The following is a 17084-nucleotide window of genomic DNA, read 5'->3' on the forward strand; positions in this document are numbered from 1 at the left end:
CCCGCCCTCACCGTCGCGTCACTTCGCGCGCCAGCTCATCCAGCCGCGCCGCCCGCGCCGCCAAGTCATCGAGCACCGTGCGCAACTGGGCGAGGGTGTCGTCGATGTCCTCGGCCAAGGTGCCGGTCACGTGCGCGGCGTGCGCGATCTGATTCAGATTGCCGCCGATCTTCGCCAGGTGCTCCACCCGGACCTCATCCATCGCCCCCGCCGCCGACAACAGCACTCCGGCCAACGTCTTGCGCTTCGGCCACGGCAGCCACAGCCCCGCCTCATCGGTCTCGCCCGCCGCACGGCCACCGGTCGGGTTCAACGCCGACTCCGCCAGATACCGCGGCACCGTCATGTTCGCCTCCGCAGCGGCCTCCTCCAGCGCCGCGGCATCAGCCGCCGACACCGTCACCCGGAACCGCTTCGCCCCCTCACCGATGTTCTCCTGCCGCTTCCGATTTCGCATCCGCGCCACAGACTGCATCCGCCGCTTCGACGGCACCCCCGCATGGACCGTTGCAGCCTCACCGACGGCCGAATCCGGCCGCTCCGGCACCTGGGTGACCACCTCGGAATCCGCCTCTCTCTCCTGGCTCAGCGCAGCGACACCCGGCACCCGGGTGGACCTCGCCCCGCGAGGCGACACACACTTATGGAACATAAGTGTTAGCTTGCTCCGCCGGGGCCCGCGCTCTGAGCGTACCGGAGCGCGATCAGCCGGACCAGCATCAAACGCGACCGAACAGGGCCCGGTAGTGCTCCGCGCTGGACCGCAACGGCCCAACCGGGGAGCGTCGCCGCAGCGGTGGCCGGCGCGGTGACAAACGGTCCCTACGCGGTGCTGGCTGGAGCGACCGGTAAGGTCCAGACGCGACGAGACCCCGGCGGCTTCGCCCCGCCGGGGTCTCGTCTCTGTATTCAGGGAATCGCGTGGAAAGACTCTTTCCACGCGTGACTCAACTGGGAGTCACGTTCTTCACTTCCGCAGTTCGATCACCTGGGCGCCGTTGCCCGAGTGGCGCTGCGCGTCGTCTTCCAGCCAGTTGCGCACCGAGGTGAAGCCGACCTTGAGATCCCGCGCGATCCGGCTCGCCCCGTGCTCGGGGTGCTCGTCGTGACGGGCCAGCACGTGGGCGATCTGCTCGACCGAGGAACGCGCTCCGGTCGACCGGCGCACCTGGTGCGCCCGGGTCCACACCGATGCCGTGATCCCAGCGGGCGGTGCTCCGTGGGCGTCTGCTGCGTGGTGCTCCGCAGCGGAGCGGGTACGCGGGGTGCTCCGTTCGGCGCGAGCGTGCTCCGTAGCAACCTTGCGGTGCTCCGTGGGGTGCTCCGCAAGCTGCTCCGCAGCAGCGGAAGTGCTCCGCAGGGTGCTACGCGCGGATGCCGGGGTGCTCCGCTGGCTGCTCCGGAGACGGGCCGGACTGCTCGGTTCGTGCTCCGCACCCTGCTCCGTAGCAGTCGCTGAGTGCTCCGTAGCAGGGTGCTCCGCAGCGGTGCTCCGCTGCTCAGTGACCCGCGTAGCAGGGTGCTGTGCAGGCTGGCGGACCGGCGCGGTCTCCTCGGTGCCCGACTGGCCTGTCACCGGCTCTACCAGCCCGTCAGCAGGCACAGGCGTGGTCTGCGAGTCGTCCGGCTCGGTCGGGTGGGACGCGGTCTCCGTCGCGCCCGCTGTGGCGCTCCGCAGACTGCTCAGTTCGTGCTCCGCAAGGTGCTCCGCAGACTGCTCCGTGGCGGTGCTCCGTTGCGCCGCAGGGTGCTCCATAGCGGCCAGGGTGCTCCACTCAGCAGGCAAGGTGCTCCGCACGGATACCGGGGTGCTCTGTTCGTGCTCCGTAGCAGCAACCATCGGGCGCGGCGTAGCAGGTGCTCCGTGAGGGTGCTCCACAGCGGTGCTCCGCTGGACGGGGCGCTCTGCTCCGGACTGCTCCGCAGCGGGCTTGGTGGTCGGTTGTGCGACGCGGCTGAGTTCGGCCAGGCGGTCGGTGATGTCGTCGTCGGCGGGCACCTCGGTGGAGGCGACCGCGATGGCGGCGCCGAGTCGCTTGGACACCGCGTCCTGGGCGACCAGGGCCACGCCGATCATGATCGGCGCGACGGCGTGCACCGCGGCGTCGAACCAGGCGTGGGTGCGCAGGTATGGGTAGGTGTTCAACGTGATGGTCGCCGCCAGCAGTACCGCCTCGGTCCACCGGATCAGGGTCTCGCCTTCGGTGATCTTCCAGCGGGCCACCGCGTTGCCGGAGACCATGAACACCACCAGCACGGTGGAGATGAGTCCTTCGAGCAGGTAGCTGGCCCAGTACAGCGGGTCGGTGGGGCCGCCGGGTGCGACGTTGTGCTGGACGTTGACTGCTGACCACACCATCGCGGCGGCCACGACGCCGGCCAGGGCGCGGCCGGACCACTTCTTGATGCGGTACAGGTTCGCCAGCTGCGCGTGCGGGCTGGCCTGGCGGCGCTGCTCAGCCAACGCCCGGCGGGCGGTCACCAAGTCCTGGGCGTCCGCGCGCAGGATCTCCGCGTGCGCGCGGCGCACCTGCTCCGCGGTCGACTCGGCGGTCTCGACCTGAGCGATCTGTTCGAGCCGTTCGTGCTCGCGGATCCGCTCCGCCACCGCACGATTGGCAGCGAGCTCCGCCTCCGACAGTGCTGCGGTCAGCGCCGGGTCGGCCTGGTGCGCCAGCCGTTCCCGCGCGGTGCGCACCCGGTCGGGCAGGGCGCCGACGACCAGGCTGTCGCCATCCGGTGGTGTGGTTCGGGGTTTCAATCGGGAGAACATCAGCGGGAACCTTTCTCGGTGGCGGCCGCGGCGTCGAGGGCTCGTTGCAGGGCCTGGATCTGGGTCTCGTGGGTGGCTTGGATGCGGGCGATCTCGGCGGCGTGGTCGGTGCGCAGCTGCTCGCGGTCGGCGCGGGCCTCGGCGCGGGCGCTGATCAGTTCCTCACGCAGGCGCCCGATTTCGGTGCGATCGGCGGCGGCCTGAGCCTTCGCCTCCTCGCGGATGGTGTCGACCTGGGCGCGCAGGTCTTCTCGTTCGCTGCGGGCCTGCTCGCGAACCTGGGCGAGATCGGTACGCAACCGATCGGCCTCGGCGCGGGCGTCGGCGGCGGCCTGCTCGGCGACGGCCTGGGCGGACTCGGCGCGGACGCGGGCCTGCTCGGCTTCCTCGCGGGTGTCGTTGGCTTGGGTGATCTGGAGGGCCGCATCGTGCTCGACGCGGTCGACACGCTCAGCTGCCGCGCGGTCGACGGCGGCGATGCGTTCGGCTGATTCTGCCTCTACCGCAGCGATCCGGGAAGCCGATTCCCTGCGCACCTGCTCGACCTCGTCGCGCGCGGCGTCGACGAGAGCCTGATACTCGGCGATCCGCGCGTCCCGCTCGGCCAGCGCCGCGGCGACCCGGTCGGCGGCATCGCGCTCGGCCTGCTCGGCGCGATCGTTCGCGGCTTGCTCGGCTGCCACGATTCGGGCGTCGGCATCGCTGCGCGCCTGCTCGACCTCGCCGCGGGCGGTATCGACCGCGGCCTGATGCTCAGCGATACGGGCGTCAGCCTCGGCCAGGCGTTCGTCTCGCTCAGCGAGGGCGTCCAGCGCTGCACCCTCGGCCAGCTCCTTGTCCTCCAAGGCGCGGTCACGTTCGCGGCGGGCGGCGATGGCCTCGGCTTCAACCTCGGCCGCTGCGGCGCGAGCGGCGTCGACCTCGGCTTGGGACTCGGCACGGATACGGGTCACCTCCGCAACCGCAGCGTCCGGATCCCCGGCGGTGGCGACGATCTCGGCGACGCGGTCGACCAGCTCGGTCTGCTGGCGGCGGTGGGCGGTAGTGATCATCTCCCACTGCGCCAACAGTTCGGACAGGCTGGCCCGCGCCGAAGTCACCGGCCGCGGCGCCGGACGCTGGACCTTCGGCGTGGCACCGCCGGCGGCCTCGAGCTGCAGCTCACGGCGGCGCTGGAACGCCGTCGCACGGTCGTGACGCCGCCGCTCCCCGTCCGGATCGATATGGAACTCCCCGCAATATTCCGACCTCCGGCCCCGGCCCGGCGCCGGGGGTGGCAGCGGGTGCCCCGCCGCCACCCAATCCCCAGTCGCGGTGTCGTAGGCGACCGGGAACTGGCATACACGCTGCTCAGCGGCAGCATCGCCCCCGGTTTCCCCCGGGGCGGTCTCTGAATTCGTCACTCACCGATTCTATCATATATGTTTTCGTTCATTGTTTTAACGTTGAAGATTTACGTTTTAAAAGAACGTTATTCAGCTCACCGGGCGGCGACCGGCGGTGGCTCGTTCGGCCGGTCGCGCCGCGGGAAGAGCTCGATGACCAGGACTTCGCCGAGAGGCGGGGGTTGCGCAGGGGGAGAAGCGCCTCGTGGGTCGGTGTCGTCGTTCTCCTCGCCGCCCACAGCGCGGTATCGTCTCGGCTGAATCGAGCCAGGTCGCAGCCCTGTCCGATAGGGCGCGAGACGAAGTGCTCGCTTCCCATTCGCCGCACCCGGCCCGTGGAAAGACTCTTTCCACGGGCCGGGGCTTAGCTAGGAGTCACAGCCCATGACGACGGCAGACACACGCCGAGTCCTGCGAGTCCTGTTCTCGACGTTGAAGGGCGGCCCCGGTAAGACGACCAGCGCGATCCTGACGGCCGTCGCACTGGTGCGCCGGGGCCTGAAGGTGGTCGTCATTTGCGCCGATACCCGCACGCGCGGCGCGACCGACTGGGTGCAGGAGGCGGAGCGGGTCGGGGACCGGGTGCCGTTCCAGCTCGCGATCTGGCATGAGAGCGACGGGCCACTGTCGCAGTACGCCAGGACGACCGAGCGCTCGACTGGCGCCGATGTGGTGATCATCGATACCGGCGGCGAACAGCCGGAGAACTTCACCCACGGCTGCCTGTACGCGGACTGGCTGATCTGCCCGGTCGGCCCGTTCCGTGCCGAGCTGCGGCGGCTGGTGCCGACCTATCAGAGCGCGGTCGCGGTGAACGACTCCGGTTCCCCGCTCGAGGTCAGTGTCCTGCTGACCCGCTGCCCGGCCGCGCACAAGGGCAAGGCCAAGGAAGCCCGCGAAGTGCTCACCTCGAACCTGGTCAGCGACGCCGGCGAGCTGGATCCCGACACCCCGTACGCGCTGGGCTTGGACGTGATGAACACCGAGATCTCGCGCGGCGTCGCCTACGACGAGTTCTACGGCCTCATCCCCGAAGACGTCGGCGAGTACGACGACCTGGCGGAGGAGATCCTGGCCCGCCAGCGCGCAGACGAGGCGGCCTGATGCCCGCGCCGAGCCGACCGAAGAGGAACCGCGGCGGATCCGGTGGTTTACCGTCTACGGCGCACAGCGATACCGCGGAGATCGTCTCGGCTGTGCTGACCACCGCGCGAGCCGAGGTCTCGACCAACGGTGCGTCCGCCACTCCCCCGCCGGCCTCCCCGGCGGACGCGCTGCTGGCGGAGTTCGCGCACAGGCCGGACAACCCGCGGTGGGCGCGTGAGTACGACCCGGAAGCCGATCCGGAGCTGGCGGCCTTCGCCGCGACGGTCGACGAGTTCGGCATCCTGCAGGCGGTGACAGTGTGCTCGCGGGAGGCGTGGCTGGAACACCATCCCGGCGACAAGTTCGACGACGAGGTCCGCTTCGTCGTCATCATGGGCAACCGCAGGCTCGCCACCGCCCGGCACAAGAAGGTCGCCAGGCTGCCGTTCCACCGCAATGACGCGCTCGCCGATCCGAGGCTGAGCAAGGAAAGCGGGATCATCGAGAACTACCACCGCAAGCCCTACGACCCGATCCGTGAGGGCGGCGAGATGGCCGCGGTGCTCGCATTGACCGGCGAGAGTAAGCGGGCCTTCGCCGAGCGAATGGGAATCTCCCACACCCAGGTGAACCAGCGCCTGCAGCTGCTCGAGTTGATCCCCGAGTTCCAGGGCATGGTGTCGGACCTGGCGATGCCGGTGCAGAAAGCGCTCAAACTCGCCGTGCTCACCGCTGAGGACCAGCGTGCGCTGCTGGACCTCGGCCAGCCCTACGACCCCGGCTGGCTCATCACCGAGCCGGAGTCCGGCGCCGAAGCTGACGGCGAGGATGGAAAGAGTCTTTCCACGACTGCGGCAGTGAAGATTCCCAAGAGCAGCACACCCGACGACGTCGCCCAGGTGCTGCGCGACAAGCTCGACCCAGCTCTTCTCGATGCAGTCCTGAACATCCTTACCGGGGATGCGTCACTGCGCGACTACACCGCACACGCTGACTAGGTGCGCTGTCCCAGGACATCGCTCCACGACACTCACAACACTGTCCAGCCGGGCGGTCAGGGCGCGCGGACTGAGCAGCGACGCGAAGCTTCGACTGTCCAGTTCCTCGGGTTCGTAGGCCATCCGGTGGATTACTTGCGGCAGCGTCACTCTGGTGGTCCAGCGGCTATCTGGGCGGCCCAGATAGCCTCGTCCAGGCCGGAGTCCAGGTCCCAGGGCGCGAGCTGCACGGTCGGCTCAGCGCCGCTGTCGTGGTCGGCGGGGATGTGGTGGCGTAGCTCGAGCCAGGCGTGCCATTCGGCGCGCTGGCGTTGGATCCGGGCGAGGAATTCGGTGCGTACGTCGTGCAGGCCGTGGGCGGCGGCGATGTCGTCGAGCGTGGTCTCGCCGGGGGAGACGGTGCCGCGGCCGCGTGTGATGAGCCCTGCTTGGGCGAGAACGGCGAGGGTGTCGTAGCCGGTGCTGCGACCGACGCCCGCGGCCGCGAGTACGTCGGCGACGTTGGTGAGGCCGGTGTCGACGATCAGCTGGTAGACCGCGCGGTGGTGCAGCCCGAGCACTTTCCAGGCGTCATGGACCGGCCGTAGCTGCACCCGGTCGGCCGGCACCGGTGCCACGGCCTGGTCCAGTTCCGGGCCGCTGTAGGCGGTGACCAGGCTGTAGCAGTCCGCGTCCCGGTGCACCGCGCGGCGGATCCGCAGGATCGGGCTGCCTGGCCGCTCCCGCAGGTCCGCCAGCACATCAGCGACCGTCCCGACCGACAGCAGTCCCGCGAAACCGGCTAAGGCGCGCACACCAACGGCGACCAGTGGTGTGCCATCCCGGCCTGTCTTGCCCGCGACCAGCGCGGCGTAGGCCAGTGCGTCGAGCACGGCGAGCACTGCCCAGCGGTGTGGTTGACCGGGCCAGGTCTGGTGGACCCAGGCGTGTGCTGTGGCAAGCCAGCGGGAGTGGGTATCGCTGTGCAGCGGAGCAGATTTCGAGCCGTAGGTAGCTGTGGGGGGTGTGAGAGTTCCTAACCTGTGTTCGGGAGACCGGACTAATGCGCTGGCTGTGATCCAACGGGTACAGATGCGCTCCCAGTCAGCGGTCAACGCCTCGTCGGGGCGGCGGTAGTGCGCGTACGCGCCCGCCAACCCTTGCCAGGTGCCGTCGCGGCGGGCGCGCACGTCATCAAGGCTCCAGCCGCGTTTCGCGCACGCGGCCAGGACGCTGGCGCGCGCCTCCGACCGGGAGGGCCAGCGGCCATCGGCGGGCATGACGCCGATGGTGGCGAAAGCTTCTACGGGGCTTGGGATGGGGCTTCTCCAGCGCCAGGGCGCGCGCAGCCGCGCCGAGCTGCCCGCGCCCTCCCACAGGTCCGCAGACAGCTCCACAGGGGCGGCAGACGTCTGCCCGGGGGTGGTGTGGTCGGGGCCGACACCCAAGTACTCCCGCAGCCGCGCGAGCAGACCAGGCTCCGCGCCCTGGCATAGTGCGGCCGCCGCCTCGTCGACGGCGCCGTCCAGCTCACGAACCGCGCCGTCGCGGGTCGCCGACCCGGGCGGGGTGATCGCACCCGTTTTCGGGTTGAGCATCAGGCCGATATCCAGCGTCGGCAACCGCGAGCCCAGCAGGCGCATGACCGGCTCGATCTCGTCGCGACTGTGGGTCTCACCAGCAGCGAAGGCCGCGATGACGTGGCGGCCGCGGTTATTCGGGTTGAGATCGGACACCGGGACCGCGCCACAGGCCCGCAGCCACGCTTTCGCGTAGGCCACGTCCTGGGCCACCTGCACCGGACCATGGCGTTTGGTGTCGAAATCCAGCGCCAGCAACCGGGTGCGGTGCGCGGCGTCGTAGACCGGCACCGCGGCCGGGCCCGCCGGCGGGCGCCGAGTCAGCCGCCGAGTCGACACCGTGGTGTTCGTGTCCGGGTCGATCAGCCGCATCGACGGCCGCGCCGCGATCAGCGGGGCGAGAGTCGCCCAGGCCAGCTCACGAGCCACATCGGCGGGAGCTGGAACGTCCGTGTCTGTGTCAGGTAGCGGGAAGAGCGCTGGACGCAAATTGTGACCTGCGGCCTCGGCCGCATCACTTGGTCGCGTCCTCACGAGCTTGCTACCCTTGGATCGCTTCGCAACAAGCGTGGTCCTAAGGGGCCTTTGAAGAGCCTCCCAGCGCCAACTGGGAGGCCTTCGTCATTTATGGGGTCTTCCTAGCCCGATGCGATGGGCTAGAACTCCGGCATTAGGCCGGGCGCTTCAAATCCTCCTGTTGCTCGTCGGGAACACCGGGGTACGGGGGCAAGCCAAGTTCGCGCCTCAAAGCGATCTCATAGATCGCCCGCTTGTTGATCCCACGTGCGGTGACCGCCTCGTCGATGGCGTTGGCGACTTCACGTGAGATGTCCAATCCGATCTTTTTCGTGGGCGGAAGCGTTCTCGGTCGACCCATGCGCTTATTCCTAGGGGAAACAACCCTAATGGTGGGGGAGGCGCGCCGGTACGCGATCCACACGCCTGGTGTTGGCTATGTCAATCTGAAGCGGCCCCGGTGTGACGGGTTGAGTTGGCCCCGGCTGTTCGGTTCGGGGGTGTTCAACTGGCCTCCCAGGCGTGGGGATCGCGGGATGTAGTGGACTCTTAGGGTTTCTCCTCATGGGCTGGAACATCGAGGTCGTCGGTGTGCGGACGGGTGAGTTCGCCGCCGCAATACCGGATGTGTTTGTTCCGACGAGCACCACGATGGGCTTCGAGGACGCGATCTCTGGAGCCCGTGCGCCGCATCTGTGCGCGGCCAGGGTCGGCGACTGGGTCTTCGTGGTCGACGTCGCCTGCCGGCTGTCGGGGAGCGTCGGTTACCTGGTCGAGGCATCGGCGACGACCGACCTTCACCTTGTGCGGATCGCTGATGAGCCGATCGCCGCGCACTACCGCAACGGCCGGCAGGTCAGGGAGGCGCAGGGGCGCACTGCGTGTCTGGAGCTGGCGCCTCGCGATGACCGAGACGGTGAGCTGTGTGCGATGGATCTGTTTGCCGGGAGTACCGGCGTGGACTTTCGCCAGGACCTGTGGAGCGCAGAGTTCACGCTCTTCGAACTCGATCTTTGAGGAATCGCGAATTACTCCTGCGACTGAAATTGATGTCGGGCCGGATGTGGGCGACGAATGTCGGTTAATGGTTGGCGGCGCGGCTGCGGGCGAGTCGATAGCTGTCGGTGCCGGTGTGGATGATGGTGCCGCCGTAGGTGAGTCTGTCTACTATTGCGGCGCACAGGCGTGGGTCGGTGAAGGTTTTCGTCCATCCGGAGAAGGCTTCGTTGGATGCGATGGCGACACTGTTCTTTTCCTCGCGCTCGGTCAATACCTGGAACAGCAGTTCGGCGCCGCGTTTGTCCAACTCCATATAGCCGAGTTCGTCGATGCATAGAAGGTCGACGCGCCCGTAGCGGTTGATGGTTTTGGCGAGTTGTTTCTCGTCGGCGGCTTCGACGAGCTCGTTGACCAGTTTCGTGGCCAGGGTGTAGCGGACTCGGTAGCCTTTCTCGGCGGCGGCGGTGCCGAGCGCGATGAGTAGGTGTGATTTGCCGGTGCCGGAGTCGCCGATGAGGCACAGGGGTTCGCCTTTGCGGATCCAGTCGCCGGTGGCGAGGGTGTGGATGGTGGCGGCGTTGATGGCGGGGTTGGCGTCGAAGTCGAAGTCGCCGAGCCATTTCTGGCGGGGAAACCCGGCGGCTTTGACTCGGCGCAGGGTGGAGCGCCGGTCGCGGTCGTCGCATTCGGCCAGCAGCAACTCGGCCAGGAACCCCTGGTAGGTGAGCTGTTCGCGGCCCGCGGCGGTCAACGCTTCGTCCAGGACGGCGCGGATCGTCGGCAGCCGCAGCCGTCGGCAGGCTTGGTCGACGGCCGCTGCGGCGGCTTCTTCGGTGAGCCCGCGCCGCCGTCGCAGGGTGGTGGTGATCTGGGAGGGCGGGGTGGCTGGACTCATGACGCGGTGCTCTTTTCGGTATCGTCCGGATCGGTGGGTGTCACGGCGGGGGTGCGGCGGACCAAGAGTCCGTCGTAGGCGGTGACGGTCGGCAGCGGTCTGGGGTCCGGGGGCAGGCCGGCGATGATCGCGGCCGGATCCATCAGCCGCCGTTGGGTGAGGCTGACAACCCGCTGCTCACGCCGAACGCCGTGACCGATGCGGTGACGGTCGGTTTCGGCCCCACCAGCGCTGGCGGCGTGGCGGCGGGCCTCGACCGCGACGACGTCGGCGTTGACCGCGCCGACCTCGAGAGCGGCGATGATTCCGGCGACGACATCGGTTTCGGCGAGGCTGCGGTGCAGTAGCAGCACCTCGATCAGCTCGCGGGTGCCTTCGGCGTCGCCGTTGACGCGGCGGGCCGCGGCCCAGAACGCCTCGTGCGCCGCGGTGAACACTCCCGTGCCGCGGGCCTGGGCGAGTGCGGTCGAGCCGGGGAACGCGCCCGGCTTGATCTTCAGCACCTCGAGGTAGTGGTCGAGCTGGACCGAGCAGCCGGTGCGGGCAGCGATGCGACGATGGCGGGCAACGATTTTCGCGCCGTCGTAGATCACCAGCTGGGAGGCCTGCAGCGATACCCGCACCTTGCGGCCGATCAACCGGGCCGGGACCGAGTACTTCACCATCCGCACTGTCACCAGCGCCGAGCGATCCACTCGCGGATGCAGGATCAGGCCCGGATCGAACTCCTCGACCGGCAACGGCGCCAGAAGCGGCGCCTCGACCGTGAAGTCCTCGGCGATGGTGTTCACCCGCCCATCGATCCGCCGCTGCTGGTCGGCGATCTCCCACTGCCGGATCAGGTCGTTGAGCTCATCGAGGGAATCGACCACCGGCATCGGGGTCAACCTGTTGCGTCGGAATCTGCCGACCTCGCCCTCGACGCCACCTTTCTCATGCGCACCGGCCAAACCCGGCTGGCAATAGAAAGGATCGATTCCGAAATGCGAACAGAACAACACCCAACGCGGGTTCTCCGCACGCCTCCGGTCACTGCCATGCAACACCAGACGTACCGCGCTGGTCAGATTGTCATAACGGATATGACGGGTCGGGACACCACCGATCGCATCGAATGCTGCGATATGGCCTTCCAGGAACGCTTCCTGCCCCGCGGTCGGATACACACGATGAACCGCCCGCCCTGAATAGGCCAGCCAGAACACGAACATCTGACAGCGGGTTTTCACCCCGCTCAGCATCACCCACACCTCACCGAAATCGACCTCGGCTTCCTGACCGGGTAGTCGCTGCTGCGGAACGAACGCCTCGATCCGCCGCCCGGCCTCGAGGTCGATCTGCGCGCGCCGGATCCGCACATAGTCACGCACCGTCGAATACGACAACTGCCTGGCCCCGTGTTCCTCGACCAGCCTGGCCAGAACCCGCCGGGCGGTATGGCGCTGTTTACGCGGAGCGGTGGTGTCTGCGATGAGCATCGCGTCGATCGCGGGTTTGAACGCATCCAGCTTCGGCGCCCGCCGCGCCGGCACCTTCCGGGGCGGCGGCGCCGCATCTGCCAATGCTCGACGTACCGTCCGCCGATGCACCTGATGCCGACGAGCCAGCTCACGAATAGAAAGACCCTCGACACGAGCATCACGCCGAATGGCAGCAAACAACTCCACCCGACACTCCATCCCGGACCCCTTCCACCAGCTCGAAAACGACCATGTCGAAATCGAGCCTGAGGTGGGGCCAGATCAAACCGTCACAACCCGCCCGGCGCGCCGCAAGTGGGGCCCACTCAAACCGTCACACCGGGGCCAGATCAGGCTGTCACAGCCATGGTGTGGATCGCGTTGGTCACGGCATCTGCGCGGCAGCCTCGACGAGGGCATGTAGCTCCTCGGGGTCCCAGCGTCCCTCCACACCAGGCAATTTCGAGAGATAGGTGAGGATCACGGAGACCTCCCACTTGTGCGACTCGTAAAGGCCGGCAGCGAGCATCCCGAGGTAGCGCGCCGATGGCTTTTGGATCTGGACAGTGGCCGTGTCCCACGGGGACGTGAAGGTCACGACGGGGAACCCGTCGACGTCGTTGACGTGGACGAGGGTTTCGTATCGGCCGGGGCCGATCTGGAGCTTGCCGTTGGCCACGATCTCTTCCACATCGAGATCTGGTGTCTCTCCTGGTATCCGATACATCTCCTGGGTGGCCAGGTCAGAGAACTGTTGGTAAGTCAGCAGATAGCCCCGGGCTGCTGCGCCCTTCACCCAGCTATCTTGTGGCCGGTCCGCGTAGAACGCCACGCCTCCGGTCCAGACCGGAGACTGCCAGGCGAAGTAGATGCTGCCGGGCAAGGTCAGGGGTGTGGTCTTCAGCGGAGGTGTGCGGTCACGGAAGCCGGGGTAGGTGTGCCCGGTTCCCGGTGGTGTTCCTCCCTCGATGTAGTACGCCAGCCTTCGGGCGTGAAGGTTCGAGCCGTAGGCGGCGTACCACACGTGGGTCACAGGAGGGCCTTTCGTCGTTGAGGGGAAGAAACTCGCGCGAATCAGTCGCGTAGTGGCTGGTGGTTGCTGCCGGTGATGGACCGGTAGTACATGCCGCCAGGGCCTTGGCGGATGCCGCGGGCTTCGTTGTCCAAGGCGCGGGCGGCCTGGTCGAGTGCGGTATTCCAGTCCTCGCTCAACGCGGGGTCTTTCATGCCCGCGACCAGGCTGGAGGCGGCCTGCCAGATGGCGGCTTCCCCGGTGGGGTCGTAGCGATCGGCGTTGTCGTTCATAGGAATCCCTTTCCTGGTTAGGTCGTCGCACCGTTGCTGGCGGGGCGATTCTCTGGAACGCGAAGGTCGTAGTGGAGGCGTAGGGCATCGCCGCTGAAGACGCTGAGGAGGACCCGTACGCGGCGGCCGGTGGCGTCGATGCCGACGCGGGCGTGCTGCCCGACGGGTGTACCTGGCTGCTGCTCGAGCAGCGCGGCTTCTTCGGGCTCGGGCATCCGGACGGTGATTTCGTCGGAGAACTGAACTTGGCGGAAGCCCAGCGCGCGATAGATGCCGCCGGGGTAGACGACGTTCTCGACAGCTCGCAGCGGGGCGATGCCGTCGATCTCCATATTGGCGATATCCAGCGGAGTCCAGGTGTCAGCGATCATGGCCAGCTGCTCGGGTACCTGAGGCTTCTGGACGTACCGCAGCCGCCTGCGGCGCAAGAGCAGTGTTCCAGGTCGGCATTGCATATAGCGCGCTACTTCTGAGGTAGCGGGCAGCTCCAAAACGCTGTCGACGAGCTGTCGAGTCTCCCATCCTTCCGAGTGAGCGTCGGCCTCCCACTGGTCGATTCGATTGACCGGGTCGTCGCTGTAGGCACCCAGCTCGAATTTCGTCAGGTGCCAGGTGATGAGGTCGCGACTGCGCACGGTCCGGCCGATTCCTGCGACCGCTGCGGTAAGCAACCCCTCTTGCTCAAGTCGCCGGATCGCCTCTCGGATCGTTGGACGACTGAAGTCGTACCGCTCCGCGAGATCCAGCTCCGCCGGGATCTTTTCACCGGGCTGGAGCTGACCTCGGGTGATCTGCTCGCGGAGATCGTCGTAAACGATCTTCCATCTCGGTCGCCTGCTCATGGTCTCCATCTTCTCTGTAAGGACAGACAGGACAAGGGTATTGCCCTGTCACAGACTTTGTCATTACAGTCATTACATACCTGACAGACATTACAAGATCAGGGGTCGGAAGGGGAGTAATGGCAATCCAGCGAGAGGGGCGGTGGTTGACCGCGACGCGGTCGGACCACGTGGCCTATGAGATGTCGGAGGGGGTGTTCCGGCTCTCGTTCGCGCCGGATCGCCTGGTCAACGGGGTGCAGGCGGTGGCTGGCCTGACGTTGGCCGAGATCGTGGCCGAGTGGGATCAGCTGCTGTGGGTCGATAGCCCGAATACCGCGATGGTGTGGAAGCTGCTGGCTGGTCAGGCGCGTCCGCTGGGGCTGGATGTGCTGGACGCGGTGGTCCGCTGTCAGCAGTCGGAGTGGCCGACGACGGCGGCCGAGTGGGCTGTGTGGTCGCGATGAACGCTACGCAGCTGCTCGCGCGGTCGGTGTCGACTCCTGCGGTGGCGATGGTGCATGTGGGTCGGCACGTCATGTCCAGCGAGCAGACCGGCCACATGGCCCGCTATGTCGGCGACGGCCGGTGGACCGTGGATTATCTGCCGGGCCGTCAGCTGACCAAGGATCAGGCGCTCGCGGCAATGAAGGTCGCGGCCGTGAACTCCGCGACGGGCCAGGAGCGTGAGGTCGGCCGGTGGGCCGCCGCGCTGGGACTGACCACAGCGGAAGCGGTCGGTCTGGCGGCGATGCGGGCTGGCGCTGCGGCGGAGCGGGCGATGGGGCTGGACCGGTGATGCGTTCCGGGATCGGCCACATGGTCGGCGCTCTCGCGACGGTACTGACGGTCGCGGTGCTGACACTGCTGCTGGTCGTGGCCGCATTCCCCGGCCATGACGGTTCGACACCGGCGACGCCGCGCCCGCTGGGTCCGTGTGAGCCGTTCTGCAGCCTGCGCACCACCGCCCCGGCGGTTCCGGACGGGGGCGCGCGGTGACGAACACCGAAATCACCACTGGGGTGCGGGTTTTCCAGCTGCACCGCGACGTCGACGTGACCGGGTTCTCCGGCACGGGCGTGGTCGCTGACGGCGTGATCTGGCCCGACGGCGCGGTGTCGATGCGCTGGCGCGGCGCGATCCGCACGACCGTCGAGGCGGCCTGCCTCGACGACATCCAAACCATTCACGGCCACGACGGCGCGACTCGCGTCGTCGTCGGCCGCTTTTTCGACGTGGAAAGGCAGGGCTGATCAGTGGATCGCCGCATCAAGGACCCGGCTCAAGGCGCGGGCGCTGCGGGGGAGTGGAAGGAGCTGATCGCTGTCTCCGCGATCGGCACCACCTCGTTGGGGGCGTCGCTGTCGTTGCGGATGGCGCCGTTCTTCGGCGGCCCCGAGCAGGACGTTCCGTGGAATCCGCTCTCGCTGGCCGCGCACATGACGGTGATGGGCGATGTGGTCTGGTCGGGTGCGGCGACCGCGTCGGCGTGCTGCCTGGTCGGCGGATCGTTCGCGGCGCTGGGCTTCTCGGCGGTGTGCACCCGCTTTGTGCGCACGAAGGGCTGGCAGCGCATCGGCACTGGCCGCCGGCCGAAGCTCAAGCGGCTGCCGATCGATGACCGCGCCCGCTTCATGGGCCGCGGTGCCGCGCTGGCCCCGTTGATGGCTCGCGCGGCCGCGGATGCCGCCAAACGGCTGAAGGTGGCGTTCCCGAACGCCGACGCTGCGGCTGAGCAGCGGATCCCGTCCCGGCCTGGGGTGTCGATCGGTGTGTCGATCGAGGGTCGGCAGTGGTTGTTCGGGTCGTTCGAAGACCTGCACGTCGACATCTGGGGACCCCGTCAGGGCAAGTCGACCTCGCGTGTGATTCCGGCGGTGCTGGAGGCAGCGGGGACGGTGATCACTACCAGCAACAAGAACGACGTGGTCACCGCGACGATCCGGATGCGTGAGGAGATCGGTGACTGTTTCGTGTTCGATCCCCAGCGCATCAACGGTGCGACGGAGCCGTTCAGCTGGGATCCGCTGTCGTACGTGATCCCGCCCGAGCAGCGCCCGGAGCTGCCGAAACCGTCCGCCGGACTGCATGTTGTCGAGGACGGCCCGGTGTTCGTCGACGAGCCCGACGGCATCGGTGACCGCGACGCCGAGCCGCAGCTGGTGTGGGGTGCCGAGGAGCGCGCCGCGCGGCTGGCGGGGCATTTCGCCGACGGCGACGATGGCCAGGACGCCAAGCGTGATGCGTTTTTCGACCCGGCTGGTGAGGATCTGCTGGCGCAGCTGCTGCTGGCGGCGGCGCTGGCGGATCGCCCGATCTCGCAGGTGTGGGAGTGGCTGACCGCCGAGACCAACACCGAGCCCGCCCGGATCCTCGACCTCGCGGGCCACCACCTGGCCGCCAAGGGCCTGTTCGCGATGTACAACGAGGACCCCAAACAGCGCAGCGGTGTGTTCGGTACCGCGCGGAAGATGGCGCGGATCCTCAAGTCCCCGGATCTGCGGCCGTGGATCGAGCACGGCCAGGGTCGCCGTAGCTTCGATCACCGCGCGTTCGCGTGGTCGGACTCCAACACCCTGTACCTGCTGAGCATGGAGGGCGCCGGGTCGGCGGGGCCGATTCTCAACGCCTTGACCGCTGGGGTGCTGGAGGCGTCCGTGCAGCGCGGTGTCGCGCACGGTGGCCGGTTGCCGACGCCGGTGACTGCGGTGCTGGACGAGGCCGCCAACGTGGTGCGCTGGCGTGATCTGCCGAAGCTCTACAGCCACTTCGGTTCACGCGGGATCGTCGTGCTGACGGTGTTGCAGTCCTGGGCTCAGGGCGAGCGCTGCTGGGGCCCTGGCGGCATGAAAGCGCTGTGGGGCGCGGCGAACGTGCGCGTGCTGGGCTCCGGTCTGGACGACGTGCCGTTCCTGCGGGAGCGCGCCGAGGCGGTCGGCTCCCACCACGAGCTGACCGGCTCGGTGTCGGTCTCAGCTTCTGGTCGCAGTGTGTCGCGCAGTCTCACCGAGCGCCAGACCCTCACCGTCTCCGACATTCAGGCGCTGCCGCGCGGCCGGATGGTCGTGTTCGGCAGCGGTTTCCCCGCCACCTTGTGCGCGTCGGTCCCGTTCTGGGATCGCCCCTACGGCGCTCGGGTGAAGGCCGACATCAAAGCCGCCGCCGCTGAGACCGCCAAGGCTGCGGCCGCGCTGTTTTCCGTCCAGCAGCCGCCCGTGCTCGGCGGCGAGCAGCGAGAGGAGGGAGCGGCGTGAGCCAGTTCCCCGACGACGGCGAGGACCTGTTCC

At 68.1% G+C, this 17084-nt stretch carries 18 protein-coding genes; 8 read left to right on the forward strand and 10 right to left on the reverse strand.

The genetic code is table 11. From position 1 onward, the window contains the following. Window positions 1–7: 7 nt before the first annotated feature. The 3 genes from K8O92_33340 to K8O92_33350 all read right to left on the reverse strand — a co-directional run bounded on the left by K8O92_33340 (window position 8) and on the right by K8O92_33350 (window position 4176). Complete coding sequence (locus K8O92_33340) at window positions 8–607, reverse strand: MobC family plasmid mobilization relaxosome protein (protein ID UAK36163.1); 600 nt, start codon at window positions 605–607, stop codon at window positions 8–10. Between the two features lie 360 nt (window positions 608–967). Continuing rightward, window positions 968–2773: a hypothetical protein gene (locus K8O92_33345; GenBank protein ID UAK36164.1), complete on the reverse strand. Its 1806-nt coding sequence runs from the start codon at window positions 2771–2773 to the stop codon at window positions 968–970. Next, on the reverse strand, window positions 2773–4176 hold the full coding sequence (locus K8O92_33350) for a hypothetical protein (GenBank protein UAK36165.1): 1404 nt from the start codon (window positions 4174–4176) through the stop codon (window positions 2773–2775). Before K8O92_33350 ends, K8O92_33345 begins: the two co-directional genes overlap by 1 nt. Window positions 4177–4542: 366 nt before the next feature. On the opposite strand from K8O92_33350, the gene K8O92_33355 reads away from it, so the two are divergent. Together K8O92_33355 and K8O92_33360 are read left to right on the forward strand one after the other, a co-directional pair. Continuing rightward, on the forward strand, window positions 4543–5262 hold the full coding sequence (locus K8O92_33355; protein ID UAK36166.1) for a ParA family protein: 720 nt from the start codon (window positions 4543–4545) through the stop codon (window positions 5260–5262). Continuing rightward, on the forward strand, window positions 5262–6242 hold the full coding sequence (locus K8O92_33360; protein UAK36167.1) for a chromosome partitioning protein: 981 nt from the start codon (window positions 5262–5264) through the stop codon (window positions 6240–6242). The genes K8O92_33355 and K8O92_33360 overlap by 1 nt, the downstream gene beginning before the upstream one ends. 146 nt (window positions 6243–6388) lie before the next feature. On the opposite strand, the gene K8O92_33365 is transcribed toward K8O92_33360, so the two are convergent. Together K8O92_33365 and K8O92_33370 are read right to left on the reverse strand one after the other, a co-directional pair. Next, window positions 6389–8230 carry a hypothetical protein gene (locus K8O92_33365; GenBank protein UAK36168.1) on the reverse strand — a complete coding sequence of 614 codons (1842 nt, stop codon included), beginning with the start codon at window positions 8228–8230 and terminating at the stop codon, window positions 6389–6391. A gap of 241 nt (window positions 8231–8471) precedes the next feature. Beyond that, window positions 8472–8678 (reverse strand): hypothetical protein, encoded by a 207-nt coding sequence (locus K8O92_33370; protein UAK36122.1) that lies wholly within the window; start codon window positions 8676–8678, stop codon window positions 8472–8474. A 203-nt stretch (window positions 8679–8881) separates the two neighbouring features. Here K8O92_33370 and K8O92_33375 point away from each other — a divergent pair, with 203 nt between their 5' ends. Next, entirely contained in the window at window positions 8882–9334 is a 453-nt protein-coding gene (locus K8O92_33375) for a hypothetical protein (GenBank protein ID UAK36123.1), read from the forward strand. 64 nt (window positions 9335–9398) lie between these two features. Here K8O92_33375 and istB read toward each other — a convergent pair whose 3' ends face one another. The 5 genes from istB to K8O92_33400 all read right to left on the reverse strand — a co-directional run bounded on the left by istB (window position 9399) and on the right by K8O92_33400 (window position 13818). Then, window positions 9399–10211 (reverse strand): IS21-like element helper ATPase IstB, encoded by an 813-nt coding sequence (gene istB / locus K8O92_33380; GenBank protein UAK36124.1) that lies wholly within the window; start codon window positions 10209–10211, stop codon window positions 9399–9401. Next, window positions 10208–11890: an IS21 family transposase gene (istA, locus tag K8O92_33385; GenBank protein UAK36125.1), complete on the reverse strand. Its 1683-nt coding sequence runs from the start codon at window positions 11888–11890 to the stop codon at window positions 10208–10210. The genes istB and istA overlap by 4 nt, the downstream gene beginning before the upstream one ends. A gap of 166 nt (window positions 11891–12056) precedes the next feature. Next, a complete protein-coding gene (locus K8O92_33390) occupies window positions 12057–12749 on the reverse strand; it encodes a histone deacetylase (GenBank protein UAK36171.1) in 693 nt (230 codons plus the stop codon). Next, window positions 12746–12976: a hypothetical protein gene (locus tag K8O92_33395; protein ID UAK36175.1), complete on the reverse strand. Its 231-nt coding sequence runs from the start codon at window positions 12974–12976 to the stop codon at window positions 12746–12748. The genes K8O92_33390 and K8O92_33395 overlap by 4 nt, the downstream gene beginning before the upstream one ends. 17 nt (window positions 12977–12993) lie before the next feature. Continuing rightward, window positions 12994–13818: a GntR family transcriptional regulator gene (locus tag K8O92_33400; GenBank protein UAK36126.1), complete on the reverse strand. Its 825-nt coding sequence runs from the start codon at window positions 13816–13818 to the stop codon at window positions 12994–12996. A 182-nt stretch (window positions 13819–14000) separates the two neighbouring features. On the opposite strand from K8O92_33400, the gene K8O92_33405 reads away from it, so the two are divergent. Genes K8O92_33405 through K8O92_33425 form a run of 5 tightly spaced genes read left to right on the forward strand, consistent with a single transcriptional unit; the run spans window position 14001 to window position 17051 of the window. Beyond that, window positions 14001–14264 carry a hypothetical protein gene (locus K8O92_33405; protein UAK36172.1) on the forward strand — a complete coding sequence of 88 codons (264 nt, stop codon included), beginning with the start codon at window positions 14001–14003 and terminating at the stop codon, window positions 14262–14264. Then, entirely contained in the window at window positions 14261–14596 is a 336-nt protein-coding gene (locus K8O92_33410) for a hypothetical protein (GenBank protein UAK36127.1), read from the forward strand. Before K8O92_33405 ends, K8O92_33410 begins: the two co-directional genes overlap by 4 nt. Further along, window positions 14596–14796 carry a hypothetical protein gene (locus K8O92_33415; GenBank protein UAK36128.1) on the forward strand — a complete coding sequence of 67 codons (201 nt, stop codon included), beginning with the start codon at window positions 14596–14598 and terminating at the stop codon, window positions 14794–14796. Before K8O92_33410 ends, K8O92_33415 begins: the two co-directional genes overlap by 1 nt. 11 nt (window positions 14797–14807) lie before the next feature. After that, window positions 14808–15050 carry a hypothetical protein gene (locus K8O92_33420; GenBank protein UAK36173.1) on the forward strand — a complete coding sequence of 81 codons (243 nt, stop codon included), beginning with the start codon at window positions 14808–14810 and terminating at the stop codon, window positions 15048–15050. Window positions 15051–15053: 3 nt separating this feature from the next. Continuing rightward, the gene (locus tag K8O92_33425; GenBank protein ID UAK36129.1) at window positions 15054–17051 is read left to right on the forward strand and encodes a TraM recognition domain-containing protein; all 1998 of its coding nucleotides are present in this window, start codon (window positions 15054–15056) and stop codon (window positions 17049–17051) included. Window positions 17052–17084: the final 33 nt, after the last annotated feature.

Origin of the sequence: Nocardia asteroides (assembly GCA_019930625.1) — a bacterium.
GTDB classification, from domain to species: Bacteria; Actinomycetota; Actinomycetes; order Mycobacteriales; family Mycobacteriaceae; genus Nocardia; species Nocardia sputi.

Excerpts from the sequence above, each read along its gene's own strand:
- K8O92_33395 (UAK36175.1), bottom strand. The coding sequence starts at position 12,976 with ATGAACGACAACGCCGATCGCTACGACCCCACCGGGGAAGCCGCCATC.
- K8O92_33410 (UAK36127.1), top strand. The coding sequence starts at position 14,261 with ATGAACGCTACGCAGCTGCTCGCGCGGTCGGTGTCGACTCCTGCGGTG.
- K8O92_33355 (UAK36166.1), top strand. The coding sequence starts at position 4,543 with ATGACGACGGCAGACACACGCCGAGTCCTGCGAGTCCTGTTCTCGACG.
- K8O92_33345 (UAK36164.1), bottom strand. The coding sequence starts at position 2,773 with ATGTTCTCCCGATTGAAACCCCGAACCACACCACCGGATGGCGACAGC.
- istB (UAK36124.1), bottom strand. The coding sequence starts at position 10,211 with ATGAGTCCAGCCACCCCGCCCTCCCAGATCACCACCACCCTGCGACGG.
- K8O92_33375 (UAK36123.1), top strand. The coding sequence starts at position 8,882 with ATGGGCTGGAACATCGAGGTCGTCGGTGTGCGGACGGGTGAGTTCGCC.
- istA (UAK36125.1), bottom strand. The coding sequence starts at position 11,890 with ATGGAGTGTCGGGTGGAGTTGTTTGCTGCCATTCGGCGTGATGCTCGT.
- K8O92_33370 (UAK36122.1), bottom strand. The coding sequence starts at position 8,678 with ATGGGTCGACCGAGAACGCTTCCGCCCACGAAAAAGATCGGATTGGAC.
- K8O92_33400 (UAK36126.1), bottom strand. The coding sequence starts at position 13,818 with ATGAGCAGGCGACCGAGATGGAAGATCGTTTACGACGATCTCCGCGAG.
- K8O92_33360 (UAK36167.1), top strand. The coding sequence starts at position 5,262 with ATGCCCGCGCCGAGCCGACCGAAGAGGAACCGCGGCGGATCCGGTGGT.
- K8O92_33405 (UAK36172.1), top strand. The coding sequence starts at position 14,001 with ATGTCGGAGGGGGTGTTCCGGCTCTCGTTCGCGCCGGATCGCCTGGTC.
- K8O92_33415 (UAK36128.1), top strand. The coding sequence starts at position 14,596 with ATGCGTTCCGGGATCGGCCACATGGTCGGCGCTCTCGCGACGGTACTG.